The organism is Chryseobacterium flavum (genome assembly GCF_003385595.1).
Lineage (GTDB): Bacteria > Bacteroidota > Bacteroidia > Flavobacteriales > Weeksellaceae > Chryseobacterium > Chryseobacterium flavum.
The window spans coordinates 46,348-72,778 of record NZ_QNUE01000011.1; the positions used below are offsets into that span (position 1 = coordinate 46,348).

25 protein-coding genes are annotated in these 26,431 nt (G+C 36.6%); 10 read left to right on the forward strand and 15 right to left on the reverse strand.

Annotated features, from left to right (window positions below):
* Nucleotides 1-123 precede the first annotated feature (123 nt).
* The 4 genes from DRF59_RS13940 to DRF59_RS13955 are packed head-to-tail and all read right to left on the reverse strand — an operon-like array spanning nucleotide 124 to nucleotide 2,935.
* On the reverse strand, nucleotides 124-1,041 hold the full coding sequence (locus DRF59_RS13940; protein ID WP_115961249.1) for a TIGR01777 family oxidoreductase: 918 nt from the start codon (nucleotides 1,039-1,041) through the stop codon (nucleotides 124-126).
* A 29-nt stretch (nucleotides 1,042-1,070) separates the two neighbouring features.
* Nucleotides 1,071-1,415 (reverse strand): hypothetical protein, encoded by a 345-nt coding sequence (locus DRF59_RS13945; RefSeq protein WP_115961252.1) that lies wholly within the window; start codon nucleotides 1,413-1,415, stop codon nucleotides 1,071-1,073.
* A gap of 5 nt (nucleotides 1,416-1,420) precedes the next feature.
* Nucleotides 1,421-2,014 carry an HPP family protein gene (locus tag DRF59_RS13950; protein ID WP_115961255.1) on the reverse strand — a complete coding sequence of 198 codons (594 nt, stop codon included), beginning with the start codon at nucleotides 2,012-2,014 and terminating at the stop codon, nucleotides 1,421-1,423.
* The gene (locus tag DRF59_RS13955) at nucleotides 2,015-2,935 is read right to left on the reverse strand and encodes an arginase family protein (protein ID WP_241505598.1); all 921 of its coding nucleotides are present in this window, start codon (nucleotides 2,933-2,935) and stop codon (nucleotides 2,015-2,017) included.
* A gap of 152 nt (nucleotides 2,936-3,087) precedes the next feature.
* On the opposite strand from DRF59_RS13955, the gene DRF59_RS13960 reads away from it, so the two are divergent.
* The 8 genes from DRF59_RS13960 (at nucleotide 3,088) to DRF59_RS13995 (ending at nucleotide 9,896) form a co-directional block, all read left to right on the forward strand.
* Complete coding sequence (locus tag DRF59_RS13960; RefSeq protein ID WP_123873693.1) at nucleotides 3,088-4,113, forward strand: methyltransferase; 1,026 nt, start codon at nucleotides 3,088-3,090, stop codon at nucleotides 4,111-4,113.
* A gap of 156 nt (nucleotides 4,114-4,269) precedes the next feature.
* Nucleotides 4,270-4,602: a single-stranded DNA-binding protein gene (locus tag DRF59_RS13965; RefSeq protein WP_115961264.1), complete on the forward strand. Its 333-nt coding sequence runs from the start codon at nucleotides 4,270-4,272 to the stop codon at nucleotides 4,600-4,602.
* A 14-nt stretch (nucleotides 4,603-4,616) separates the two neighbouring features.
* Nucleotides 4,617-5,072: an HRDC domain-containing protein gene (locus tag DRF59_RS13970; protein WP_241505599.1), complete on the forward strand. Its 456-nt coding sequence runs from the start codon at nucleotides 4,617-4,619 to the stop codon at nucleotides 5,070-5,072.
* A 121-nt stretch (nucleotides 5,073-5,193) separates the two neighbouring features.
* Nucleotides 5,194-6,543, forward strand: coding sequence for a histidine--tRNA ligase (hisS, locus tag DRF59_RS13975; RefSeq protein WP_115961269.1), 1,350 nt, complete (start codon nucleotides 5,194-5,196; stop codon nucleotides 6,541-6,543).
* A 138-nt stretch (nucleotides 6,544-6,681) separates the two neighbouring features.
* Nucleotides 6,682-7,533 carry a PH domain-containing protein gene (locus tag DRF59_RS13980; protein ID WP_115961272.1) on the forward strand — a complete coding sequence of 284 codons (852 nt, stop codon included), beginning with the start codon at nucleotides 6,682-6,684 and terminating at the stop codon, nucleotides 7,531-7,533.
* 11 nt (nucleotides 7,534-7,544) lie between these two features.
* The gene (locus DRF59_RS21010) at nucleotides 7,545-8,372 is read left to right on the forward strand and encodes a PH domain-containing protein (RefSeq protein ID WP_206606749.1); all 828 of its coding nucleotides are present in this window, start codon (nucleotides 7,545-7,547) and stop codon (nucleotides 8,370-8,372) included.
* Nucleotides 8,373-8,390: 18 nt separating this feature from the next.
* The gene (locus tag DRF59_RS13990) at nucleotides 8,391-9,038 is read left to right on the forward strand and encodes a GNAT family N-acetyltransferase (protein ID WP_115961275.1); all 648 of its coding nucleotides are present in this window, start codon (nucleotides 8,391-8,393) and stop codon (nucleotides 9,036-9,038) included.
* A gap of 66 nt (nucleotides 9,039-9,104) precedes the next feature.
* Nucleotides 9,105-9,896 (forward strand): class I SAM-dependent methyltransferase, encoded by a 792-nt coding sequence (locus tag DRF59_RS13995; RefSeq protein WP_115961277.1) that lies wholly within the window; start codon nucleotides 9,105-9,107, stop codon nucleotides 9,894-9,896.
* A gap of 101 nt (nucleotides 9,897-9,997) precedes the next feature.
* On the opposite strand, the gene DRF59_RS14000 is transcribed toward DRF59_RS13995, so the two are convergent.
* The 3 genes from DRF59_RS14000 to DRF59_RS14010 form a co-directional block, all read right to left on the reverse strand.
* Nucleotides 9,998-10,234 (reverse strand): YtxH domain-containing protein, encoded by a 237-nt coding sequence (locus DRF59_RS14000; RefSeq protein ID WP_115961280.1) that lies wholly within the window; start codon nucleotides 10,232-10,234, stop codon nucleotides 9,998-10,000.
* Nucleotides 10,235-10,334: 100 nt separating this feature from the next.
* Nucleotides 10,335-11,177, reverse strand: a complete 843-nt coding sequence (locus DRF59_RS14005) for an isoaspartyl peptidase/L-asparaginase (RefSeq protein ID WP_115961282.1) — start codon at nucleotides 11,175-11,177, stop codon at nucleotides 10,335-10,337.
* 136 nt (nucleotides 11,178-11,313) lie between these two features.
* Nucleotides 11,314-12,204: a cyanophycinase gene (locus DRF59_RS14010; protein ID WP_115961285.1), complete on the reverse strand. Its 891-nt coding sequence runs from the start codon at nucleotides 12,202-12,204 to the stop codon at nucleotides 11,314-11,316.
* Nucleotides 12,205-12,402: 198 nt separating this feature from the next.
* On the opposite strand from DRF59_RS14010, the gene cphA reads away from it, so the two are divergent.
* Nucleotides 12,403-15,033 carry a cyanophycin synthetase gene (cphA, locus tag DRF59_RS14015; protein WP_115961288.1) on the forward strand — a complete coding sequence of 877 codons (2,631 nt, stop codon included), beginning with the start codon at nucleotides 12,403-12,405 and terminating at the stop codon, nucleotides 15,031-15,033.
* 184 nt (nucleotides 15,034-15,217) lie between these two features.
* Here cphA and DRF59_RS14020 read toward each other — a convergent pair whose 3' ends face one another.
* From DRF59_RS14020 to DRF59_RS14055, 8 genes are all read right to left on the reverse strand, one after another.
* On the reverse strand, nucleotides 15,218-16,396 hold the full coding sequence (locus tag DRF59_RS14020) for a hypothetical protein (protein ID WP_115961291.1): 1,179 nt from the start codon (nucleotides 16,394-16,396) through the stop codon (nucleotides 15,218-15,220).
* A gap of 176 nt (nucleotides 16,397-16,572) precedes the next feature.
* Nucleotides 16,573-17,406, reverse strand: a complete 834-nt coding sequence (locus DRF59_RS14025) for a type 1 glutamine amidotransferase (protein WP_115961294.1) — start codon at nucleotides 17,404-17,406, stop codon at nucleotides 16,573-16,575.
* Between the two features lie 33 nt (nucleotides 17,407-17,439).
* Nucleotides 17,440-18,558: a carboxylate-amine ligase gene (locus DRF59_RS14030; protein WP_115961297.1), complete on the reverse strand. Its 1,119-nt coding sequence runs from the start codon at nucleotides 18,556-18,558 to the stop codon at nucleotides 17,440-17,442.
* A 35-nt stretch (nucleotides 18,559-18,593) separates the two neighbouring features.
* On the reverse strand, nucleotides 18,594-19,547 hold the full coding sequence (locus DRF59_RS14035; protein WP_115961300.1) for an ATP-grasp domain-containing protein: 954 nt from the start codon (nucleotides 19,545-19,547) through the stop codon (nucleotides 18,594-18,596).
* A 97-nt stretch (nucleotides 19,548-19,644) separates the two neighbouring features.
* Nucleotides 19,645-20,358, reverse strand: coding sequence for an alpha/beta hydrolase-fold protein (locus DRF59_RS14040; protein ID WP_115961302.1), 714 nt, complete (start codon nucleotides 20,356-20,358; stop codon nucleotides 19,645-19,647).
* A 24-nt stretch (nucleotides 20,359-20,382) separates the two neighbouring features.
* Nucleotides 20,383-21,597, reverse strand: coding sequence for an ATP-grasp domain-containing protein (locus DRF59_RS14045; protein WP_115961305.1), 1,215 nt, complete (start codon nucleotides 21,595-21,597; stop codon nucleotides 20,383-20,385).
* Between the two features lie 141 nt (nucleotides 21,598-21,738).
* Nucleotides 21,739-23,154 (reverse strand): M17 family metallopeptidase, encoded by a 1,416-nt coding sequence (locus DRF59_RS14050; protein ID WP_115961308.1) that lies wholly within the window; start codon nucleotides 23,152-23,154, stop codon nucleotides 21,739-21,741.
* Between the two features lie 4 nt (nucleotides 23,155-23,158).
* Nucleotides 23,159-24,280: an alpha/beta hydrolase gene (locus tag DRF59_RS14055; protein ID WP_115961311.1), complete on the reverse strand. Its 1,122-nt coding sequence runs from the start codon at nucleotides 24,278-24,280 to the stop codon at nucleotides 23,159-23,161.
* Between the two features lie 203 nt (nucleotides 24,281-24,483).
* On the opposite strand from DRF59_RS14055, the gene glgB reads away from it, so the two are divergent.
* On the forward strand, nucleotides 24,484-26,430 hold the full coding sequence (gene glgB, locus DRF59_RS14060; RefSeq protein ID WP_115961530.1) for a 1,4-alpha-glucan branching protein GlgB: 1,947 nt from the start codon (nucleotides 24,484-24,486) through the stop codon (nucleotides 26,428-26,430).
* Nucleotide 26,431 lies beyond the last annotated feature (1 nt).

Here is a 26,431-nt window from a genome sequence, read left to right on the forward strand (position 1 = left end):
TCGGTGGCAATTCTACATCTTGGATATTGTACTGAAAGAAAATAAGATATTCCCTATTGTCAAGTGAAATATGCTTTGATATATTTTGTGAAATTGAAGTGTTTTCCCATTATTGGAGTATCATTAATGACTATCATTTTTTTTTAACAGGTCGTTCAATGCCTCACTCAGATCTGCAAACTTAAAATGAAATCCTGCATCCTGGATTTTCTGTGAAGAAGCTCTTGAGCCTTCCAAAACTGCTGTTGCCAGTTCCCCAAACATCAGTTTTAATATAAACGCGGGAACACGGGGCATAAATAATGGTTTTTTTAATATTTGAGCAATTTTTTTAGTAAGACCAGCATTGGTTGTATGTTGAGGAGAAACTGCGTTATAAGCGCCTTCTGTTTCCGGATTTTTCAGGACAAATTCATACATAGAGCAAATGTCTTCAATGTGGATCCATGGCATATACTGTTTTCCGCTTCCTAACGGAGAGCCGATATAATATTGGATAGGAAGTAGCATTTTCTTTAAAGCTCCTTCTTTTGTGGAAAGAACAACAGCTGTTCTTATTTTGACAACTCTTTCTGCGAGTTTCTGCTCTTTAAAATCATCCGCAGCTCTTTCCCATAAAACAACAACCTCGCTTAGAAAATCATTTCCAGGCTGATCATCTTCGGTATAAATTTTTTCAGTCGTCCGGGTCCCGTAAAGATTGATGCCAGATGCAGATATAAAAGATTTCAGCCTGATACTTTTCTTCCTTACAGTTTTTAAAAGAAGAGCGGCAGAATCAATTCTGCTGGATATAAGCTCTGCTTTTCTTTCATTTGTCCAGCGTTTTTCTGATATGTTGGCACCCGCCAGATGTATAATATGAGAAACATTTTCCAATGCTTCTTCATCAATATAGCCTTTTTTAATATCCCATTCAAATTCATTTTCACGTTCTTTTTTTCGGGTGAGAAATCGTATAGTGTATACTTTTTCCAATTTTTTCTCCAGCTCTTGGGCTATCATACCACCGGCTCCTGTGATCAGAACAATTTCTTTCATAATGTAATAGTTTGATGGTAAGAGGAAGATTATGACTGATTTTTTACAATTAATACAAAATCATCTTCCAGAAGTTTATAGCCATAATCATAAACAAATTTATATTCAGATCCGTTTTTATAAACTTTTAAATTGGTAAAATAATCAAAATCAAAACCCAGGCTGTCCAGTTTGGATTTAGCAATTTTTGTTTTACCATCTGTATTAATTTCCACAAGGATCCGGTAATTTTTACGGAGTTTATTATTTATATTCCGCATCAGATTATTGGAATCTTTATTTTGCTTATTATTATAGGCATTGCGGCAGGCATCATTGCAAAATTTCTTATCAGACCTTCCGATAATATTTTCGCCACATTCCAGGCAGTTCATAGATTTTATTTTGTGTGGTGTATATGTCTTTTCTTTAGCAATCTTTTGAACCTGCTGTGAGAAGGATAACTTCTGTTAGGAGTTATGTTATTGAAGAATAAAGCTACAATCAACAGGATAATACACCCCGATAAAACAGGGGAGATGACGTACCAATATCCCAATTCAGGGATTTTTCCGGTAGAGCTTACGGCAATCAGCGCTGTTGCACCCCCCGGTGGGTGCAATGTTTTTGTGTATTGCATCAATACTATAGAGAAAGCTACAGCAAGAGGAGCTGAAAGCCAGATAATATCAGGAATAATTTTAAATACTGTAACACCCACAAGCGCAGAAAGTACATGCCCTCCGACCAGATTTCTTGGTTGTGCCAGTGGGCTCTGAATTGCTCCATAAATAAGAACACTTGATGCACCAAAAGACCCGATCAGGAATATATTTTCAGTTTCTGCTAAAGAGTGGGACTGAATAAACGCAATGATTCCAATTCCGAAAAAAGCTCCAAGAAATGACCAGAAATGCTCTTTATAATCAACAAGCGTTTCTTTATAAATCACATATTTTGAAACTCTGAATGTTCTTTTTATAGTCTTCTTCATTTAATCTTCTTTATTTCTTATAATTTGAATTAAATTTTCTACAAAGGGTCGGGTGTATGTCCCATTTTTATCATAATCGGGATCTAAGATAGTGATTTCTATTCCCATACATTCAGGATGATGGATTAATGGTGTCAATATCTCTTTAAGGTCTCTATAACTGAGTCCATCTGCCATTCTGCTGTCTACAGCCGGCATTATTTCATCTTTCAGAGCATCTACATCAAAATGAATAAAGAAACCATCCAGCTCCCTTTCACTGATCATGTCCAGAAAATTTTCAGCAGTCTTCCTGAAACCATTTTTCCGAAGGCCTTCAAGATCATAATAATGAATGCTGGAATTGATGATCTGATGAACATATTCTTCATCATCTGTTTCAGCATTACCGCAGCAGAAAATATTTTCTTCTGAAAAATAAGGTTTAAGTCCATCAATATTCGTCAATGCCTCAGGTCCAATTCCGGAAACTATAGCAAGATCCATCCCTGCAATGCCTCCGCTTTCAGATAATTGTGGCGGAATAAAGTCAGTGTGTCCGTCCAGATAAAAAAGTCCGAACTTTCCCAGCTTTTTTAGTGCAACAGCATTTCCAATCAGGATACTGCAGTCTCCGCCAAGAATTATATTGAATGTATTTTTATTGTAGTTCCTCAGAATGAATTCGGCCTGTTTTCTGGCATATCCGGCAATCCCATCTGCGTTTCTGACCCTTGTTTCTTCATCAAAATCCATTGTATACGGAGGAGCTTCAAGCGTAAAAATATTTTTAGGATCAATCTGTTTATGAAAATCAAATTTTCTGAGCCAGTCAGGTAGTTTTCTGACTCCGGGTTCAATCTCATGCTCCTTTTTTGTAAGTCCCAGGTTGAGAGGAAACTCAAAAATATTGATATCCCTGTTCATAATGAATTTTGACAAAGATACGGAATTATCCGTTTGTAAATGGATTATAGTAAGGACTGTAACTTTTGGTAATACTTTCTGTAAATTATGGAATATTTAAATGTAAATATTTAAATTCACGAATTATTGAATTAAACTTAATAATAAAAGCAAAAAATAAAATTACTATGGAAAAATTTAAAATTAAACCTGAAACGACACTTAAAATGTTTGAAATTCTGGGAGGAATGTGGATTGCCGGATGTGTTAAAGCAGCAGCGGAACTGAATATTGCGGATTTCCTGGCAGAAGGACCAAAAACGATATCCCAACTGGCAAAAGTGACGTATTCTAATGAAAACCAGTTGTATAGAATTATGAGGGCTTTGAGCAGTGTCGGAATTTTTACAGAGACCGGAAATAAAACTTTTATACTTAATGAGCTGGGTGCAACTATGCAAAGCGGAGTCCCCGGAACGGTGAAAGATTTTATACTGGCTAATTTAACTGAACATTTTCCGGGATTTATGGAACTTACATATAGTGTTCAGACAGGGAAAGTACCTTTTGAGTATGTACATGGAATGAATCTTTGGGAGTATTATAAGAAGAATCCGGAGCTGGGGAATAACTTTGGAAGGGGAATGACCGGGCTATCCAATATGGAACTGGATGGAATTATTAAAAACTATAACTTCAGTCCTTACAAAACGATTGTAGATGTTGGCGGCGGAAATGGAATCATGATGTATACTATATTAAACTCAGCTCCTGAAAGCTCGGGGATTATTTTTGATGAATCTTATGTAACGGAAACCACTGCCGGATGTATTCCTGAAAATTTAAAAAACAGGTGCTCGGTAGCAGTTGGAAGTTTTTTTGAAAAAGTACCGGAAGGAGCAGATCTGTATACAATGAAATGGATAATTCATGATTGGAATGACGATGAATGCATCCGGATTTTAAAAGTCTGTTATAATGCAATGCCTAAAGGAGCAAAGCTATTGATTATTGATGCGATGATTCCTGATGATTCTCAAAACAAACCTCATATAGGCAAACTTTTGGATATTGTGATGATGGCTTGTATCACGGGAAGAGAAAGAACATTAAGTGAATTTAGAGAGATTATAGAAAAATCAGGATTGACATTTAACCGGCTTATTGATATTGGTACAGAGGCTAAAAGTATAATTGAATGCGAGAAAATATAGGGAGTAAAATGATTTATCCGACAACAAACGACTACAAATGAATTTAAATAATTTATAACCGACTGTGTTGTGGTTGTCTTACCATCTTTGCAACAGAGATTTGAGAAAACAGTGAACGTCTCCTATCTGAAATATTAATCTTTAAAATTAAAAGTTATGTCACTAAGAAACAAAGTAACATTGATTGGTTACACAGGTAAAGAAGTTGAAATGGTAAACTTCGATAATGGCAACATAAAAGCAAGTGTATCCTTAGCTACAAGTGATCATTATACCAATGCCAAAGGAGAAAAAGTAGAAGAAACACAATGGCACAATCTGATTGCATTTGGAAAGGTTGCGGAAATTATGGAAAAATATGTTCCGAAAGGAAAAGAAATCGCCGTTGAAGGAAAGCTTACGTACAGGTCATATGATGATAAAGATGGCGTAAAGCGTTATATCACGGAAGTTCGTGTAGATGAGATTCTGTTATTGGGAGGTAAATAATTCTAAAAGCACAAATGATGAAAGTAAAAGTTTTTAAAGTAAGGCTTCCTGAAAAATTTCTCTACAGAGATCAGAAAATGCTTGATGATTTTCTTGAAGCCAATGAGATTATAAAAGTGGAAACCGCTTTTGTAAGTGATGAGTGTTATTGGTCCGTAATATTGTATTTTGAAGAACTGAAACCAGCCAGAAGTACAGTAAAAGAGCCAAAAGCTGTTAAATATTCACTGGAAAATGATACTTTGAACGCGGATGAGGAGAAAATTCTTGATGCATTAAAACTCTGGAGATCAGAAAAAGCCAGAGAGCAGAGTCTTCCCACTTATTTTATTGCAAGTAATAAAGAGCTGATGTCGGTAGCCAAATATAAACCGGTCAGAAAAGAAGAACTGTTAGAGATCAAAGGATTCGGTAAGCATAAGATTGAAAATTATGGTGAGGAAATACTGGAGATCATTGAAAGTGTCTGATTTTTCACAATAATTGATTGGTTACATAAAAAGCAGGGAAAGATTACTTCTCAGCTTTTTATGCTATGTAAAAGTCCTTGCAATTCCGTACTTTTGCGTTTATCAAAATGACATACTAGAAATGAAGCCAAGTTTAGCAAAAGGAACGAGAGATTTTACAGCACAGGAAGTTTCCAGAAGAAAATATATTATTAATATTTTACAGACTAATTTTGAGTTATTCGGATTTCAGCCTCTGGAAACACCAAGCTTTGAAAATCTTTCTACGTTAACAGGAAAATATGGGGAAGAAGGAGATCGCTTAATATTTAAAATCCTAAACTCAGGAGATTATACTTCAAAAGTTAATCAGGAAGATTGGGATAACAAAACCCATCAAAAGCTTACCCCTCAAATTTCTGATAAAGCACTTCGCTATGACTTAACCGTACCTTTTGCAAGATTTGTAGCTATGAATCATGGAAAATTGACATTTCCTTTCAAGCGTTATCAGATTCAACCTGTATGGAGAGCAGACAGACCTCAGAAAGGTAGATTCAGGGAATTTTATCAGTGTGATGCAGATGTGGTAGGTAGTGAAAGTTTATTGCAGGAAGTGGATCTTGTACAGTTATATCTGAAATCATTCTCTGATCTGGGAGTGCCTGTTACCATTCATATAAATAATAGAAAAATCCTTTCAGGATTGGCAGAATATGCAGGTATTACTGATAAACTTATTGACTTTACAGTTGCTTTGGACAAGCTGGATAAAATAGGAAAGGATGGGGTGGTAAAAGAACTATTGGAAAGAGAAATAACTCAGGATTCCATAGATAAACTTGATTTCTTATTCAGTCAGTCTGATGATGCTCTTGAAAATCTTCTTCAGCTTAAAGAAAAATTTGTTGGAAACGAAATTGGTCTGAAGGGCGTAGAAGAACTTGAATTTGTTCTTACAGAGTCATTGAATCTCGGTGTAGATATACAGAATCTGGTATTCAATATTACCCTTGCAAGAGGTCTGGATTATTATACAGGAGCTATTTTTGAAGTAAAGGCTGATGAGGTGGCTATGGGATCTATCGGAGGAGGAGGAAGGTATGATAACCTTACTGAAGTTTTCGGGGTTAAAAATATTCCCGGAATTGGTATCTCGTTTGGTTTGGACAGGATTTATCTTGTGATGGAAGAACTTGATCTCTTCCCCGAAGAAGCATCTTCCAAGATAGAATATCTGTTTGCCAATTTTGGGAGCAGGGAAATAAGAGAGGCTCTGAAACTCATTATGAAATTGAGAGAAAAAGGTATTTCTGCGGAACTGTATCCTGAAAATGCAAAACTTAATAAGCAATTTACTTATGCCGAAAAGAAAGGAATTAAAAATCTTGTTTTTTTAGGAGAAGAAGAAATTAAAAATAATACAATTACCTTTAAAAACCTTGAAACCGGAGAGCAAAAAACTGTTTCTCTGGAAGAGTTTTTAGGGTAAAAGGTTTTAAACTACATAATAACGGCTTAAGGTATTCCTTAAGCTGTTTTTTTTATCTAAAATTCAAACTAAGAAATACTGGCTGATATTTAGAAAGAAATGGTAATTTTAGACCAAAACTTTTAAACATAGAACTTGATGAATATTATTTGTGCTATTTGTGGAACTTCACTGACTGCTACAGATTTTTCGATAGAAAAAAACAAGCTTGCAGATGGGGGGTACTTGTGTGCTGAATGCTTTGTCAAAGCGATCCGTATTAATAAGAATCTTTTTAATACTTTGGATCAGTTTTATTTTGCAGAAATAACAGGGATGTTCCTTAAAAATAAAATTGAAGAAGGGAACAATCAAAATATCTCCGGAAATAGTTATGCATATGAGGCGCCAGGCAGGCTTGATGAAATCAAAGATCAGATTGTATCTCTTAATGCAAGACTAAGTATATTTGTTAATGAAGAAGTGAAAGAACTGGAAAATGTACTGGATATAGGCGAAAACCTTCTGGCTATTGCAGAGTGTATCTACCTGCAAAATAACAGAGAAGGGATTATTTTTGCCACACCCCGACGTGTAGTTTTTATAGACAAAAAAATATTGGGAGGTGTTGTCAGGAATGAATTTCCTTTATATGATATTATTTCCGTTGAGCATACTGAAAACCTTCTGTATTCTATCCTAAAAATAAATATTAAAGGAGCTTCTGCAGAATTTAAACTTCATAATAAAAGTGATGGAAGAACATTTACCAATGTTGTAAATGGTAATATTCAATATCCGGAAAGATATCAGCAGGCACAACGCAGGGATGTACAGGCATTTCGACATGATATTCCTGGTTTGGTGCAGGAAAGCGTTTACAATGCAGATAAAGAAACTTCACAAACTGTTTTTGAACAATTAGAGAAGTTGGGAAAATTAAGAGAAACTGGGGTTTTGACTGAAGAAGAGTTTACAGAACAAAAGAAAAAACTTCTTGAAAGATTGTAAAAAACAAAAAAATGAGTAAGAATTGTTCGCTTTGTGACGCAGAATTAACGTCTATAGATACACTTTTAGGAGAGAATAAACTTTCAGATAATACTGTTTTGTGTAATAAGTGTCTGGACAAAGCAAGTACTGTCAATCAGGAATTGTTATATAACCTGAATAATTTCAGTATTGATGATATTAAAGGCATGTTGGAACCAAAAGCAGCCTTAGTAAAAAAAGAGCGATATCTGCCATCTATTCCGGTTGTAGAGTCGAATATGATATCAAAAGAGATTTATAAGCGGAGAAAAAGAAAAATAAAACATGACCTTGAACAATTAAATGCCAGTCTTTCTGTATTTACCAAAGGAGAAATGAAAGAGCTTCCTTTCCTTATTCCGGAAGACGAAAAAATACTTGCTATTACAGATGCACAGTACATTAATACATTAGATGCAGGAATATTGGTAGCCACTCCGACGAGGATGCTTTCAGTTTCAAAATCGATGTTTGGAGCTCCAAAGATCAATGTTTACCTTAATGAAGCCATACAATCAGTACGGTTTGTTACAGACCCGAGATCACCTGTTATCCAGCTGCATTTAAGTGACAGGATTGTTGAATTTGAGTGTTATATGGATAAGGAAGATGCGGAGAAATTTTATGACCGGATAAAAGGATTATATAACAATGATCAGGTGTCGCCTCAAAAACAAGCGAACTACTCTGTAACAGAACATTCACCACAGATTATTTTTGACCAATTGGAAAAACTGGGTAAACTGAGAGAAAACGGTATCCTTACTGATATAGAGTTTACAGAACAAAAAAGAAAATTACTGGAAAAGTTAAAATAAACATATAGTTACTCAGACATGAAGAATAAAGTATCCGCTGAAATGGTGGAAAATTGGCTTAAAGGGTGGTGTTTATCAAGAGAAGTTGCTTTTCCTGTTCAGTATAGATCCGGATTTAAGGTCCATGTAGGAGATGAAAGGCAAAAAGAACGTTTTGTATTTCCTGAACTTAATGATGATTTTTTTCAACTCGCATACTCAATTGATGAGCCCTGGATTTATCTGAAAGTATCTGCAGCTTCTGAAGAATTCATGGATAAGATTCCTGAAAGATGGGTACTGCAGCCACAAGGCTATATGATGACCTGTTTTCAGCCGATGAAATTCAGGGAAATCAATCTTGCAGAGGGCTATCGTCTGGAGTTTTCTGAATACAATTCAACTTTTGTTGTCAAAATTGTGGCAGAAAATGGTGAACAGGCTTCTATAGGCCGTGTCTCTCTTATAGATAACCTGGCTGTGTATGACAGGATCGTTACGGAAAAAGATCATCAGAGGAAAGGGCTTGCTACTTTTTTATTGAAAGAACTAGAGAAAATTGCTTTGTCAAGAGGATTCTCAAATAATCTTTTAGTAGCAACAGAAGAAGGAAAGCAATTATACGAAACCCTGGGCTGGCAAATGTATAGCCTTCATACTTCTATTGTGATTCCATCTGATAATTAATATTTTGAACCCAGGTTTCTGATATTACATAGAATTTTAAAACAAACAATAAAACTGAAATAAGGAATGGAAAATTACCTGGAAATCAATAAAAAGTCATGGAATGGGAAAGTGGAATCTCACCTTAAGTCGGATTTTTATTTTGTAGATGAGTTTTTACAGGGCAGAACTTCTCTTAATTCAATAGAGCTTGAACTTTTAGGCGATGTAAAAGGAAAAAGTATTTTGCATCTGCAATGTCATTTCGGGCAGGATTCCATTTCACTGTCGAGAATGGGAGCAAAAGTTACCGGAATTGACTTATCAGATAAGGCAATAGAAGCGGGAAGAGACCTGATAAAAAAATGTGATACAGATACAGAACTTATTTGTTCTGATGTTTATGACCTTCCCAATATACTGGATCGAAAATTTGATATTGTTTATACAAGTTATGGAACGATAGGATGGCTTCCTGATCTGGAAAGATGGGCAAAGGTGATTCACCATTTTTTGAAACCCGAAGGCCGGTTTATTATGGCAGAGTTTCATCCTGTAGTTTGGATGTTTGATGATGATTTTACTAAGGTTGCATATAATTATTTTAATGAAAAACCGATTATAGAAACCTATGCAGGTACTTATGCAGATCAGTCAGCACCTATTGTACAGGAATATGTTATGTGGAACCATTCTATTGCAGAAGTGGTTGATAATTTGATTAAAAAAGACATGGAGTTGAAAACTTTTAAGGAATTTAACTGGTCCCCGTATCCATGCTTCAGACATGTTGAAGAATTTGAGAAAGGAAAATGGAGAATTCCGCAGTTCGGTAACAAAATACCATTAGTGTATGCTTTAACAGCCCAGAAAAAATAGGGTTTTGTGCTAAAAGAAAGAATTGATATCAATAAAAAAGTCACCGAATTAATTACGATGACTTTTTTCTATATATGAATGTTAAAACTACTCTCTGTTTTTTAGTTTAAAGAGTCCTCAGCCTTTGTTTTTGCTTCGTCTACTTTATTCTGTACCTGGGAAGCAACATCATTGGCTTTATTTTTCAGGTCATTTCCCCATTTGTTAAGATTATCTTTTGCTGTATTAATTTTATCTTTTACAGCCTGCTGATCTTCCGGGCTTGAATTTTTATATTTCCAATAAGCTAAAGCACCTAATCCTAGTAAAGCTAATAAGCCTTTTGTTTTGTTTCCCATGATTTCTATTTTTTTAAGACATTAATATTAAAATTTGTTATTAATAATCATGTAAAATACGTGCCAAAAAAATAAATAGAATTATAAAAAAATGTTAAAATTAAGAGAAGGTTTCAAATTTTTCTCCGTCAAAACTTGCAAAAACCATAGTAGGATAGGAGTCCTGGTGATACATATTTCCATTTTTATCAATTGCAATGGCCCCTGCAAACCCCTGAATGACTTTAAGTTCGTCAAAAGTTTTGTGAAAAGCATTTTCCAGACTCATTCCGTCTGTTACTCTCGTTACAATTTTAGCGGCAGTAGCATTGCTTACAATATCTTCACCTACTCCTGTACAACTTACTGCACAAAAAGAATTGGCATAGTTTCCCGCTACAGTGGCAGAATCTGAAATTCTTCCCGGAATTTCAAAGCCTTTTCCTCCTGTAGAAGTAGCAACAGCCAGTTTTCCGCTTTTATCAATGGCTACACAGCCTACTGTGCCTTTACCTCCACTACTCAGCTTTGCTTCATATTCTTTTCTTCTCTGTGGGATTTCAGTAGAAAAATCCTCAAATCCATGTTCAGCAGCATATTTTTTTGCACCGTTTCCTCCTAAAACCCTGTCATCTTCACTTATAAGACTTTTTGCAACAAAAATAGGGTTCCTGACATCCTGAATATTGATCACTCCGCTTAATTTCTGTGTTTCACCATCCATAATTGCGGCGCTCATACGGATAATACCATCACTTTGAATCTGCGAGCCTGTTCCCGCATTATACAGCGGATCGTCTTCCAAAAGAGAAACGGCATAGGCCACCGTATCGAAAGCTGAATGGGTTTGAAGGTATTCAAAAGCTTTTTGAGCGATACTTTTTAAGGAGTTCTGTTTGGCCGTTTTTACTTTGTGGCTTTGGTCACTTTCAGAGAAAAAGCCACCATGGATGATAATTTTCATAAATATAGTTTGATAAATGATATTCTTCTACGAAGTTAATTTATAAATTTCAAAAACTCTAACACTAAAACACAACCTAAAAACAAAAAAATGAAACCGAAGTCTCATTTTTATATTTATAGTCATATTTTATCAGCTATTTATCCTGCGGGATAGGGTTGAACTGAGAGTTTTCTATTGTCAGTGTTTTGGTGGTAAGGTCATAATGATCATTCATAGACATCACATGAACTGTTAAATTATCAATAGAAATTGGCTCTCCAAGATTGATATTTGTAAGGTTAGTATCTTTAATGAATCTTCCGTCTACCAGAATAACAAGGCCTGAACCCACTGCTGTCATAACGTCATTATGGATGAAGAGTCCGGTATCTTCTCCCAGCCCGATTCCCAGTGTTCTTGGATTATTAACTACTGCCTGAAAAAGTCTTCCGATCCTTCCCCGTTGTACAAAATGGGTATCAATAATCACATTGTCTATTAAGCCCAGCCCCTGTGTCGTTTTGATTTCTCCTTTTAAAAGGGCTTCGGAGCTGCTTCCCTGGTAGATCATATTTTCAGAGGCGGCGGCGGCTCCCGCAGAAGTTCCCGAATAAATAAAATCCTGTTCCTGATATTTTAATAAAACGGTATCGTGAAATCTTGTACCTCCAAGAATAGACGTTAATCTCAGCTGATCACCTCCAGTGAACATCATAACGTCTGCAGCATTAGCTCTGGCAACCATAGCATCAGAATTAGCTTCTTCACGGTTATGAATATCGAGGATATTAACATTCCTGGCTCCAAGGAATTCAAATGCTTTTTTATATTCGGTACCTACGATCTGTGGAATTTGAGAAGCCGTTGTTACAATTTCGATGACAGAATTTTCTTTATGCTTTGATTCATTAATGATCTTTCTTAAAATTCCGCGTTCAAAAAAATTAAGGTTCTTTTCGATATTCTGATCATAATCGGTTTCCGCAAAGCTGCCTTTATTTACAGCTCCCCCAATAACTATTAATTTTCCAACAGGTTTCGTCATGGTACAAAATTAAAAAATAATTAACATTCCCTGGCTAAATTCGTGCCATCTTTAGTTGATTTTTAATGTTTTAGAAATGTTAATTAAAATTAATATTTTTTTAATAAATCTTTAAATGTGGTATAGTTTTGTTTGGGGTTTTACATTATCTTTGATTTGAAAACGAGTTATTGTTAACTGTAAAAATGCCAACAGACTATGAAAATTGAAAAGATTCAGGCACTACGTGGTCCTAACATCTGGAGCATCAGAAGAAAAAAACTGATACAGATGAGATTAGACCTTGAGGACATGGAGAATTATCCTACCAATAAAATAGATGGGTTCAGGGAGAGGATTGAAAAGCTCCTTCCATCATTGATTACGCACCGATGCTCGGAGGGGGTAGAAGGTGGTTTTTTCCATAGGGTAGAAACAGGAACCTGGATGGGACACGTCATTGAGCATATTGCATTGGAAATCCAGACATTAGCCGGTATGGATGTAGGTTTTGGAAGAACTCGCGAAACAAAAACTCCGGGAGTATATAATGTTGTATTCAATTACATTGAAGAAAATGCCGGGATCTATGCAGCTGAAGAAGCAGTGAAAATTGCTGAAGCTCTTATCGAAGGTAAAGAATATGATTTGAATGCCTGTATTCTAAAATTAAAAGAGATCAGGGAACGTGTCCGCCTCGGGCCTTCTACAGGAAGTATTGTGGAAGAAGCGGCCTCTCGTAAAATTCCGTGGATCAGATTGGGTACCAATTCTCTGGTACAATTAGGTTATGGAGTGAATCAGCAAAGGTTTCAGGCTACGATTACCGGGAAAACAAGTTCTATTGCCGTTGATATCGCCTGTAATAAAGAATTAACCAAAAGAATGCTTCATGATGCCGCTATTCCGGTTCCGATTGGTGATCTGGTAGTAGATGAGGAAGGTTTAAACGATGTGATCAGGAAAATAGGTTATCCTATTGTGTTGAAACCTTTGGATGGTAACCATGGAAAAGGCTCTTCCATTAACGTGAACGATTGGGATGCTGCTAAAATAGGGTTGGAACATGCTCAGAAATATTCAAGAAAAGTAATTGTTGAAAAATATATCACCGGGTATGATTTCCGTATACTGGTAATTGATAATAAAATGGTGGCAGCTGCAAGAAGAGTTCCTGCCCATGTTGTTGGAGACGGGGAATTAAGCCTGCAACAGCTTATCGAAAAAGAAAATAAAGATCCAAGAAGAGGTTATGGGCATGAAAATGTCCTTACGGAAATTGAGATAGATAAAGATACCCTGGAGTTGCTTGATAAACTTCATTATACTTTAGAAACAATCCCTCAAAAGGGAGAAGTGGTGTATCTGAAATCAACAGCCAATCTTTCAACAGGCGGAACATCCATTGATGTAACAGATATGGTGCACCCGGAAAATATCACGATGGCGGAAAGAATTTCCAAAATTATAGGACTTGATGTCTGTGGTATTGATGTAATGGCAGAGAATTTAACCCAGCCTTTAAAAGAAAGCGGAGGTGCAATTATTGAAGTCAATGCCGCACCGGGTTTCAGAATGCACCTGGCACCCAGTGAAGGGTTACCAAGAAACGTGGCTGCACCGGTGGTTGACATGCTTTATCCTCAAGGAAAACCTTTTACCATCCCAATTATTGCAGTCACAGGAACCAATGGGAAAACAACAACGACAAGGCTTATTTCACATATTGTAAAAAGTAACGGTTACAGAGTCGGTTTCACAACATCGGATGGAATCTATATTCAAAATACCATGCTGTCTAAAGGTGATACTACCGGTCCGCTTTCAGCAGAATTTATACTGAAAGACCCTACTGTTGAATTTGCTGTACTGGAAACAGCCAGAGGTGGAATCCTGCGTTCAGGACTGGGTTTTTCACAATGTGATATCGGAGTTCTTACCAATATTGAAGAAGATCATCTGGGAATGAATGATATTCATAATTTAAGAGATCTTACCAAAGTAAAACGGGTGGTGCTGGACAGTGTGAAGAAGAATGGATGGAGTGTGCTGAATGCTGACAATGAATACTCCATGAAGATCGTTAATGATCTGGATTGTAATGTGGCTATTTTCAGTATGGATGAAAAGAACCCTCATATTGTAAAATTTGCCAGAGAAGGAAGGATCACTTGCGTTTATGAAGAGGGTTTTGTAACCATTAAAAAAGGTGATTGGAAAATCAGAATCGGAAAAGCAAAGGATTTCCCGATTACGATGGAAGGAAAGGCCAGGTTTATGATTGAGAACGTATTGGCGGCCAGTTTGGCAAGTTATCTGTATGGATTCGGCATTGAGGACATTTCCAATTCTTTGAGAACCTTTATTCCAAGTGCCCAGCTTACTCCTGGAAGATTGAATGTTTTTAAATTCAAAAACTTTAAAGTGCTGATCGACTTTGCCCACAATCCTGCAGGATATGAAGCTATTGAAGATTATTTGAAAAATGTTGAATCTGTAAAGAAAATCGGAATTATTTCCGGTGTTGGAGACAGGAGAGACAACGATATCAGAGAATGTGGTAAAATTGCAGGGAGAATGTTTGATCACATCATCATCCGAAACGAAAAGCACCTTCGTGGAAGAACTGAAGAAGAAATTAATGGATTGATTATCGAAGGAATGCAATCTTCAGGGAAAGATGTCAGTTATGAAATTATTCCAAAAGAAATAGAAGCATTGAAACATGCTATAGGAATGGCAGAAGAGGGAACTTTTATCACGGCTTTAAGTGATGTTATTTCCAATGCTATTGATCTGGTTCAGGAATATCAGGCGCGGGAGCTTCTGGAAGATGATAAAAATATATAGAAAACCTCCGGAATTTCCGGAGGTTTTGTTTTTATAAGTTTTCCCTGGTTGTTTTGATACTCTGCATTTTTTAAGATAAAAATACAGCGGGATAAGTTCTAATCTAAGTGTTAAGATGTTGTTGTCAAATTCAGCGAAACGTGTTGATGTTTCTTCCATGTATTATTAGTTTTTTATAATTTATTTATCCAAAAAAAGCATTTGAACTCCCGATCCAGATAGCATCTTTTTTATTGAAATCTACATTTACCATTGCGGCTTTTGTCATTCTTCCCAGGTTCTCCAATAGGATAGGGTACTCATCATTTTCCCGCCAAATATATAGCAATCGGATCTCTGCTTTTGAGAATTCCCTGTTGATATCTTCAAAAAGCGGCTCATAGTTTACTTTTCTCTGGAGAATATAGTTTTCCTTATCTTTAATAGCACTTGTAATTTCTATTGTCGGATTCAGATTGACTCCGCTTCCAGCAAATGAAAACAATGGTTTTAATACAAAATTTTCAAGGCTTTCATGCTCCGGGAATTCATGCAGAAAGTAACTCTTTGGAACAAATTGATGCTTCAGTAAAGGTAACAGGAATTTTGAGATTTTAAAGAACCAGTTCGGGTGCGTGATCCACTTGACATCCACTTCCTCTCGGAAATCAAATTCTGTTTTCAGATCAGGAATATTATCCAGTTCATCAAAGATGACACGGTTATAGATTCTCTTGATTTCTGTATGCTTTTCATCATTTTCATAATACAGCTTTAGGCCTTCTTTCTTTACTTTCGTCAGGCATACGGTTTTTATGCCCAGTAATTTCTCTGTTAGGGAAAAATCAATAGCTGTTTTTTGTTTTTCCGGAAAGATTTCAAGAAGGATGACATTTTCAGGATTTTCATCTCCTACAATGAGTTCCTTTAAATGGTTTTTAAATGTTTCATGAGACATTGGATTGCGGATCTCGGAAAGAAAAGGGTAAACTTCACAGTATGTCTCTTCATACACTTTTTGAAAGGCATACAAAGAAGGAAATGCCTGAAGCTCGATCAGTTGGGGTTCTATTGCTCCGTTTTCACTTCTGCATATACCAAAATCTATTGTAAAAAAATGTGGTTTATCCGTATCATTGGGGACCCGGCAGTTATCAGGAATAGCTTTTTGAAGTATTTCTGCCGGCAATGTCTTAATCTGACTGATAATACTCTCACTGGCATCTATGAGTTTACTCTCAAATTCCTTGGTCAAAAAAATAGGACTTTCTGAGATTCTGAAAGTAGGTTCTATTCCTCCTTTCTTTGCCAATATACCTTTTAGTTGACTGTATTTTTCATCCGAAAACTCTTTGTTGAACTGTTTTCTATATTTTGGGATCATATTTTTTCTTTTGTGATATTGAAAATCGGACAAAATGCTCAATTCAAAATAATGTAACGTAAAAGTTATAAAGCTTTTTTAAAAAACTTTAAGTATACTTCTGAAACAGTTAGTAGTAGCTTAAAAACCAACTTGAATGTTAAAATACTTTTGTGACTTTTGTGGTTTGTTTTTATTTAAACTAAAGATTCAATTTCCTTCAAAATGTTTTTTTTTGCAAACTGAAGGAATCTCGGTAGAATCTGGTTTCTTGTCAGAATAATCTTATCTTCATCATCTATTCTGTCCATCGTTTCAAGATATTTTTCCATTCCGAAGTTTTCAATCATAGCTCCTCTGTTCTTATCGTCTTTAAGATTTTCGATTAAAGCCTGAGGGCTGGCTTCGGGATGAAACTGTGTTCCAAATATTTCATCAGAAAAACGGATTGCCATTACGGCTCTCTCCAGATTAATATGGGGACGGAATTTTTCAATAGCAGTAATTTTCATGCCCAATTTTTCAAAGCGATCATGATCTGGTTCAATAAACTGGTATGCTCTGGAGTCTACGGCATAAAACGGATCCTGAAGGTTTGCGAATAAGAATTCATTCGTGCCTTCTTCTGTTTTATGAACAGGCATTACTCCAAAAGAATATGATTTTCTTTTACAGATATTCCCCAATTTCCAATGAATACTTGCTAATTGAAAAGAATGGCAGATCAGGAAAAGGTACTTTTTGTCTTTATTATTTTTATTATACTCAAAAATAGTATCCAGAAAATCAGCAAATTTGCCTTCCCATTCGAAACCTTCCCTGTGCGGAGTGCCGGGACCTCCCGAAGAAATGAAAATATCAAAATCACCGATTTCGGGTATCTCATTTTTGAATCTTACATCAAAAGTCTTAATGTCTACATGTTCTTCAGAGTTCTGCCGGAATGCTTCAGAAATTTCTTTAATGTTTCTAAAGCCTTGATTTACATGATTGTTGTTCATGTCCAGCAGGGCAATTCGAATATCTTTCATTACATCATATTTTTTGTAAAGTTACCAAAAATATTATGAAGCCGGTTCTCCGTGTGTTATGCCATATTCTGTTTCTGAAATCATATAATCTACCACCTTTGTAAGGTCCCCTGTTTCTTTGAATATCTGAAGCTGACGGTCAGCTCCCGTTCCGTTTTCCAGAATTTTCCAGGCATATTCAACTTCTTTTCTGCATCCCAGATCATCTACCACATCATCAATAAATTCCAAAAGTTCTTTTAACAAGTGTGGATATGGAACAGATTCCTCTTTTCCGAAGTCAATCAGATGGGCCTCAATACCACTTTTGGAGGCACGCCATTTATTTTCGTTCAGCAACAATCTTCGGTAACTCCTGAAGCTTAAATTCTGCTGATGCAATTTATAAATCTTGGCTACCAGACTCTGCATGATGGCGGCAAGGCAAACCGTTTCATCAATTCTTAACGGCATATCACAGATCCTGAATTCGATCGTAGGATAAAAAGGATGTACTCTCAGGTCCCACCATATTTTTTTAGCATTGTCAATGGTCCCGGTTTTTATCAGGAGATCTACATAACTGTCAAATTCAGCAAGAGAATTGAAATAACTTGGAATTCCTGTTCTTGGAAATTTTACAAAAATTTCCTGTCTGTAGGATTTAAAGCCTGTATATCTTCCGATCCAAAATGGAGAGTTGGTAGAAAGGGCATAAACATGCGGAAGGAAATAACGCATAACGTTTTGTATTCTTACTCCTTCTTCACGGTTAGGTATTCCGATATGTACATGCAGCCCGAAAATAAGATTCTCCCTGGCAACATCTCCCATATCATCAACAATTTTTATATACCTTTCTCCCTGTGTAATGTTATTTGCGGACCAATGGGAAAAAGGATGGGTTCCTCCACCGGAAACACGGAGCCCCTGATCATGAGCAATATTGATCAGGTGTCGTCTTAAGTTGGTGAGTTCGGTCCTCGCTTCCTGAATGTTCTGGCATATGCCGGTTTCCATCTCGATCATGGATTCGTGCATTTCATGTTTTAAATTTTCACTTAAAACCGCCTTGCCTCCCTCAATGATTTTGGAAACATGTGAAATAAGATCCCTGCTTTCAACATCAATGATCTGATATTCTTCTTCGATTCCAATGGTAAATTGATGCATTATATTGTGTTTTTTTTCTTTTCAATATTATTTGATTATTTGACTGAATCTTTCACAAAAGTTCCCCAGGTGATATTAGGTTTCCCCGGAGCATATTCTTTAGCCTTTTCAACAGCCAGCTTTGCTGCATGCTCTACAATCCATGCAAAATTTTCCTCTCCTACAGAGTTTCTGTCTGCATCCGGAGCCGGATTGCAAAAATCTATTGCATAAGGAATACCGTCTCTTACAGCGAATTCTACTGTATTGAAATCATATCCCAGCGCCTCATTCATCTTAATAGTATAGTCATGAATAGTCTTTAACAGCTTTTCCAATTCTTCTCCTTGTGTCTGATGAGTTGTTGCGTACCTCAGATGGGGAGCATTTCTTGGCTCATAAGGCATAATATGAACATATTTTCTTCCAAGACAGTATACTCTGTAGTAATCATCAAATATAATTTCCTCCTGAACCATCATGACAAGCTGTTCTGTTTCACCCAGTTTATTCCATAGATCTTCAGGGTTTTCTACCCGGTATACGTTTTTCCATCCTCCGCCATCATGAGGTTTCATATATGCAGGAAATCCTATATAACTAAATATGTATTCCCAGTCATGGGGGAATTTCAGGTTCCTGAATGAAGTTTCTGAGGTGTTTGACGGTCTTTCATGTGAAGGAAGCAGAACTGTTTTTGGAAGAGGAATTCCAAGCTTGGTCATTAATGCATTGTTGAAAAACTTTTCATCCGCACTCCACCAGAACGGATTGTTTATGACATAAGTTCCGTTAAGTGCTGCATTTTTTAAATAGGCTCTGTAAAAAGGAACGTCTTGCGAAATTCTGTCGATGATGACTGCATAGCCATAGTCAGCACCCTGCTCTAATTTATCAATAGTTACAGGTTCTGCCACAATTTCACCACCTCCCAGCTCATTTACTTTGTCTATAAATGCCCAGGGAAATGTATCTTCCATACCAAATAGAATTCCTACTTTTTTAATCATAATTTTTGTTTTTAATTGGCGTATATTCTTGCTTTTATCTTTTTTGAGTTGTTCCGGATATTCCTTTTATTTGTAATACTGAGAGTAAAAGCCGTTATTAAGAGAAATAAGCTCCTATAAATATAGGAAATACCATTCTCCATAAGGGCCAGTCGTGACCTATCCATTTTCTTTCATCATACCAGAAATCAATACCTTTTGCGTTTAAAATTTCTGCCATTTCAATATTTTTGTTTTTACATATATCCTGATCAGAAGTGCTTAGCACGATATGCATGTGCTTGTATTTCCAGGCTTCATCATTGGCTACAAATTCTTTTGGACAATTGAAATATACCAGATCATCAGAGTAGCCATCCATAAAATTCCTTATACTGAATGCTCCGGAAAGACAAAACAGGTGGGAAACTAAATCGGGAAATCTGAATGCAAAATTGGCGGCGTGATATCCCCCAAAACTGGCTCCTGCAACAGCTACACGATGAGTTTTATGAATTTTCTGGATATAAGGCACAAATTCTTTGACCAGAAATTGTACATATCTCTCATAATTCCTTATTCTTTGTTGTGGTGAAATTTTTTCATCATAAAAGCTCCAGCTGTCAATGGTCTGGATGTTATAAAGTTTTACCTTTCCTTGTTCTATAAACCAGTTGATACTTCCGTTCAGATGGAAATCATGGTTCTGGGTATATTGTCCCTGGGAAGTAGGGAACATAATAATAGGATATCCGTAATGTCCGGTTACCTCTACATTAAGGCTTACTCCCAAAATATTGGAATAATATTCTGTATGTTCTATATGAGGCATCGATTGTTTTCTTTAATTTTGGTTCTAACTGCTCAGCCTGGTATTTTTAGGGGGTAAAATATTCAGCATTTCTATATGGATTTTCTCTGCAGTACTATCTAGTTTTTTCTGTATCACTTCAGCATCTGTGGATTTATAGACAATCCCGATATGGTAATCTATCGGAAGGAACTTAACCACTTCTGCAGATTCAAAATTGCTGTAGTCCGGTTCCTTATCTTTAATCAGAGCAATAATTAACCCTGAATAATAGCCTGTTGGAGGTGATGTTGTATAATCTTTACCTCTTAAAAGGGAATCTTCAATTTTAGCCCATTCTCTCCATATATTGATACTGCTTGAAGCTTCTACCAGATCAGGAATGTGTGCTCCACCTACTCTGGAAGATGTTTCAAGGAAATACCATCTGTTGTCTTCCTTTCCTCTGATAAATTCAGTATGTGTGGCTCCGTTAACCAGTCCGAAGCTGGAAAGAACTTTGGCGTTGAGCTCTTCAAGGGCCTTAAATTCATCGGAATATCTTCCCAGTGTTTTAGAACGGAATACACCTCCTTCATGGGAAACCTGCATGGGAGGTGCCAGATATTTTGATGCTGAGGTGAATACAAGTTTTCTATTAAAAGTGAGGCTGTCTACATGATATACATCTCCGGGTTTGAAACTTTCCAGCAAAAAAAGATGGCGTTCTTCTCCAAGTGCATTCAGAGCATCATAAAGCTGTTCTTCAGATGTAATTTTACTAATACCGGAAGCTGAAGCTTCTGAGCGGGGCTTCAGTACCCATGGAGCGGGCACTTTTTTTATAAAATCATTGACTTCATTATCATTGAAAACAGCAGTGAATTCAGGAACATGGATGCCGGAATCTTTAGCTTTCTGACGCATCGCCAGTTTATCCCTGAAATATCGGTGGGTGGTCTGACCCATTCCTGGGATACGGAACGTTTCCCTGATTAAAGCTGCTTTTTCTACATCATAATCATCAAGAGCAACTACTGCATCTACCTTTCTGGTTTTCATCAGGTGAGAAAATCCCTGAATCATATGCTCCAGGTTCCAGACGGAAGGCTTTAACTCAGGCATATAGAATACCTCATCAATCGCATGCCACGGCCAGTTTTTTTCTTTGAGGTTTTCAGATGTAACCAGGATTATCCTATTACCGAGTTTCTTCATTTCGTCCATGAAATCATAACCCTTGTAATAGCACGAAATACATACAATAGTTTTTTCCTCCATATAATGTTTTTTTATGTTTAGTGGTTTTTCAAAAATAAATGCTTTTCTTTATTATCTGATTAATATAAAAAAATGAAATATGATGAATTTTTGGAAAAACACTAATCAAGTATACAGAGATTTTTTGTAAAAAACTAATTTTTAATGATAATTTTCGATTAAATCCACTAACAATTGTACCCCGAAACCGGTGGCTGCTCTTTCCTTTGCATATCCTGTGTTTCCAAATACTACTCCGGCAATATCCAGATGTGCCCATTTAGGATGATTTTCAATAAATTGCTCTAAGAATTTGGCTGCAACAATACAATCTCCAACAGGCTTTAGTGAAATGTTTTTGAGGTCGGCAACATCGGATTGTATATCATCTTTCCATACATCCCAAAGGGGAAGGTTCCATAATCTTTGATTGGTACGATCTCCTGATTTTATTAAAAGATTTTTTAATTCTTCATTGTTGGAAAACATAGCGCCACAGGTATCCCCGAACATTCTTACCGAACTTCCGGTGAGGGTGGCCAGATCTATAAGAAAATCAGTTTTGTAATTTTTTGAGAGATAAGAGAGCCCGTCTGCTAGAATGAGTCTTCCTTCTGCATCTGTATCCAGAACTTCAATCGTCTTGCCATTGTATGCGGTAATGACATCACTTGGCAGCAGTGCTTTTTCTGAAACAGCATTGTCAGTAATTGGAAGAATTGCAATAATATTCACAGGAAGCTTCATTTCTGCTGCATAGATCAATGTTCCGAGAACAGCAGTTGCCCCACCCATATCAGATTTCATATAATGTAAATTGACAGAACTTTTTATAGAGACTCCGCCAGTATCAAACAACACACATTTTCCAACCAGACCAAATGTTTTGGCATTTTTTATATTGGATTTATACTCGAGAATGGTAAAAGCGGCATCATAAGCACTTCCCTGGTTAACAGAAAGATAAGCTCCAAGGCCTAGTTCTTCACATTTTTTCCGGTTGAAAACCGTATATTTCAGCTCATATTTCTTAGCCATATTTTTAAGATATGAACTGAAAACGTCCGGTCTTTTAAGATTAGCCGGTTTATTGAGCCACTCCTGACACGCGGTCTGTCCGTTGCTTAAAGCCAATGTTTTTTCATTGATATGATCCAGTTTTTTCTGGCTTAAATTTTCAAAATGCAATTCAAATTTTGGGTTCCAGAAGCTATGAGTCTTTTCAAAAGGATAATTATATGTACCGGTTAACAGCCCTTTTGCAAACTCTTCAAATTGTTTTTCATTCATGAAATCTGCCAGAATTAATGTAGGAACAGCCTGTAGTTTTTCTTTTTGAGTTTGTGTAAATTTCACAGCAATCTGCAGGACTTCAAAATTTTGCAGTGTGGATTTTCCCAAACCAATAAAATAGGTGACACCTTCTTCGTGTGCATTTACAAAAACCTCATATTTTTTTCCGGTGAAAAACGTGGAAATATTTTTATTAAAATTTTTACTTGTTCTGGTCCATTCTTCTTCTGTGAATACGTGGAAAATCTGTGTGTAATTTTTATTTCTCTTATTGATTAATTTCATAGGCTTATTTCTTAATGCTTTGTTGCTGGGGTTTTACTTCCACCGGATTTTCTGTATTATTGTAAAACAGCCATTCGATAGCTCTTGGAAACTCCTGTGACCAATAAAATTCGTTATGGGTGCCTTCGGGATTGATGCTTGTGCGGAATTCAAAATCAAAAAGGTTTTTCTTTTCCCATCTTTTTAAATATTCTTCAAAAATCCGTATTCTTTTGACCATTTTTGAGCCTTCCATGCCTCCGCCATACAAATAGATTTTTGTTTTAAAAGGGACTCTGAAGCTCATCATAGGAAAATTATTATCAGGTTCTACCCAGAGAGAAGGAGAAAATATCAGCAGTTTGGAGTATACTTCCGGATACAGGAACCCACTGTAAATACTGATCAATGCACCTAGTGAACTGCCTCCGATTCCGGTATTTTCACGATCTTTTTTGGTACGGTAATTTTTATCCACAAAAGGTTTCAAAGTATCTGTAATAAAACGGATGTATTTTTTTCCTTCTGAACCATTGGCTACATTGTCATTGTCAAAAATGTACTCTTTAATCCTGTCTTCGCTTCCATGTTCTATTGCAATGATGATGATGTCTCCCCGGCCATATTCGGCAAGGACAGACAGCTTCTTGTCAATCTCCCAGTTTCCGAAGCCGCTTCCTTCATTAAACAGATTTTGGGCATCCTGAAGATACAGAACCGGATAGTTTTTGCCGGACGTATGATAGTCGTAAGGCAAAAGTGCCCATACTTTACGGTAGCGGTCAAGCTGGGGAATATAAAACTTTTCAGAAATAACTTCTGCAGTTGGAAAGAATTCATCTTTAAAAGGACCCCAGTTCAACCGCCATTTTCTTACTGTATCAGAAATTTTTTCTGCAGACTTTTTTACTTTTCGGTTAGGGGTAATACTACCATATTGATCAAGTTCGACATTTTCCCAACCTCCTTTCGTAAATTTATATTCAATTTCTTCCGGAAGAAGAGAATCTTCGATTTCTATAAAGTAACTGGAGGGATCCAGCTGTTTTAGCCGGAAAGCCTGATCCCTGGGATCCCAATTGTTGAAATTGCCGGTAATGAATACCGTTCTTTCATCTTTTTCTTCAGTATACAGTTCAAACCTCATCACAAGCGTTTAATAAATAATTGAATGCTAAATTTATAAAAAAGATTGTTTTAAAATCATAAAATAAATGAGGAGAAAAATGATATATTTGATTGATAGGCTGATGAAGAAATTAACCTGACAATTATTTGAATAATAATTAACTGCTGTTGTCAGTATTTTTCGTAGTTTCAGAGAAAATATTAAAATACAAACAGACCTTGATGAATTCTGTTGGAACCTATACACTTTTCACGGATCATGATGTGTATCTTTTTAAAGAAGGTAGACATTATAAACTGTATAGTAAATTTGGATCGCATTCTGTGGAAAAAGATGGTGTAAAAGGGGTCTATTTTTCTGTCTGGGCTCCCAATGCCAAAAAAGTTTCTGTAATCGGGAACTTTAATAACTGGAATCATACAGATCATATTTTATATCCCAGATGGGATGAATCAGGAATATGGGAAGGTTTTATTGCAGGACTGACATGGGGAACCTTATACAAATATGCTGTAGAAACGCAAAGAGGGGAAATACTGGAGAAAAGTGATCCTTATGCCTTAAGCTGGGAACAGAATAAGCAGGCCGCTTCACTGGTGTCTACCACCTGGTACGAATGGAATGACAGGGAATGGATGGAAAGCCGCTGGCAAAATAACAGATTACGGGCTCCTTTGTCTGTCTATGAAATGCACCTGGGATCATGGGCAAGGGAAGAAAGTGCTCCTGGCCGGTTTTTAAATTATCGAGAAATTGCTGAGAAGCTGGTCCCTTATATAAAGGAAATGGGGTTTACTCATGTGGAGTTTATGCCGGTAATGGAATATCCTTATGATCCCAGCTGGGGTTATCAGGTTACAGGATTTTATGCAGCTACATCCCGGTTTGGTTCTCCTCAGGATCTTATGTATCTGATTGATGAGCTTCACCGCAACGGAATTGGTGTTATCCTGGATTGGGTACCTGCACATTTTCCGGGAGATGCCAATGGTCTTCACCGTTTTGACGGCACTTATCTGTATGAGCATGAGGATCCGAGAAAAGGATTCCATCCTGACTGGAAATCGTATATCTTTAATTATGGAAGAAATGAAGTTAAATCTTTTTTGATTTCCAATGCTATGTTTTGGCTGGAACGGTATCATGCTGACGGTTTAAGGGTGGATGCAGTGACTTCAATGCTCCATCTGGACTATTCAAGAAATGAAGGGGAATGGGAACCCAATATATATGGTGGAAATGTTAATCTTGAGGCAATGGCTTTTCTTCAGGAATTTAATACTGCTGTTTATGGAGAATTTGGTGACCAGATTATTACCATTGCAGAAGAAAGCTCTGATTTTCCTAGGCTTACAAAACCCGTTCATGATGGAGGGATTGGTTTCGGAATGAAATGGATGATGGGCTGGATGCATGATACACTGGATTATTTCAAAGAAGATTTTGTTAACAGGAAATTTCACCATCATAAGCTTACATTTGCTTCTATGTATATGTATAATGAGAATTATATGATGCCTTTATCCCATGATGAAGTGGTGCATGGCAAAGCTAGCTTAATTTATAAAATGAAAGGTGATGAGTGGCAGAAGTTCGCAAATCTTCGTACCTTGTATGTATATATGTATACCCATCCGGGAGCTAAATTGCTTTTTATGGGAGATGAATTCGGACAGACCGGAGAATGGAATTTTACACAAAGCCTGGATTGGCATTTATTAAAATATCCTGTCCATAAAGGATTGCAGGAACTGGTAAAGGAACTTAATCATATCTACAGATCTGAGCCTGCCTTTTATGAAAACCAATTTGAAAAAAGCGGTTTTGAATGGATAGAAGCTGATGATCTGGAAAATTCAGTATATGTATATCTGAGGAAAGGAAAAATAAAGGGTGATGTTTTTATGGTAGTTCTGAATCTGATTCCTCAGGTGATGGATTATAAGATTGGAATTCCTCCGGGAACCCATTGGGAAGTGGTTTTTAACTCAGACCAGGAAACGTACAGTGGAAGCGGAGTGGAAGCGGAAATCCTGGAAGAGCGCAATGAGGAATGGCAGAATCATGGAAAGTCAATGACTGTAAAGCTTCCGCCGTTAGCGGGAATTATATTAAAGCAGAAGAAAGATAAAAAATATAAATTACACAGAATTAAACATAAAAGATAAA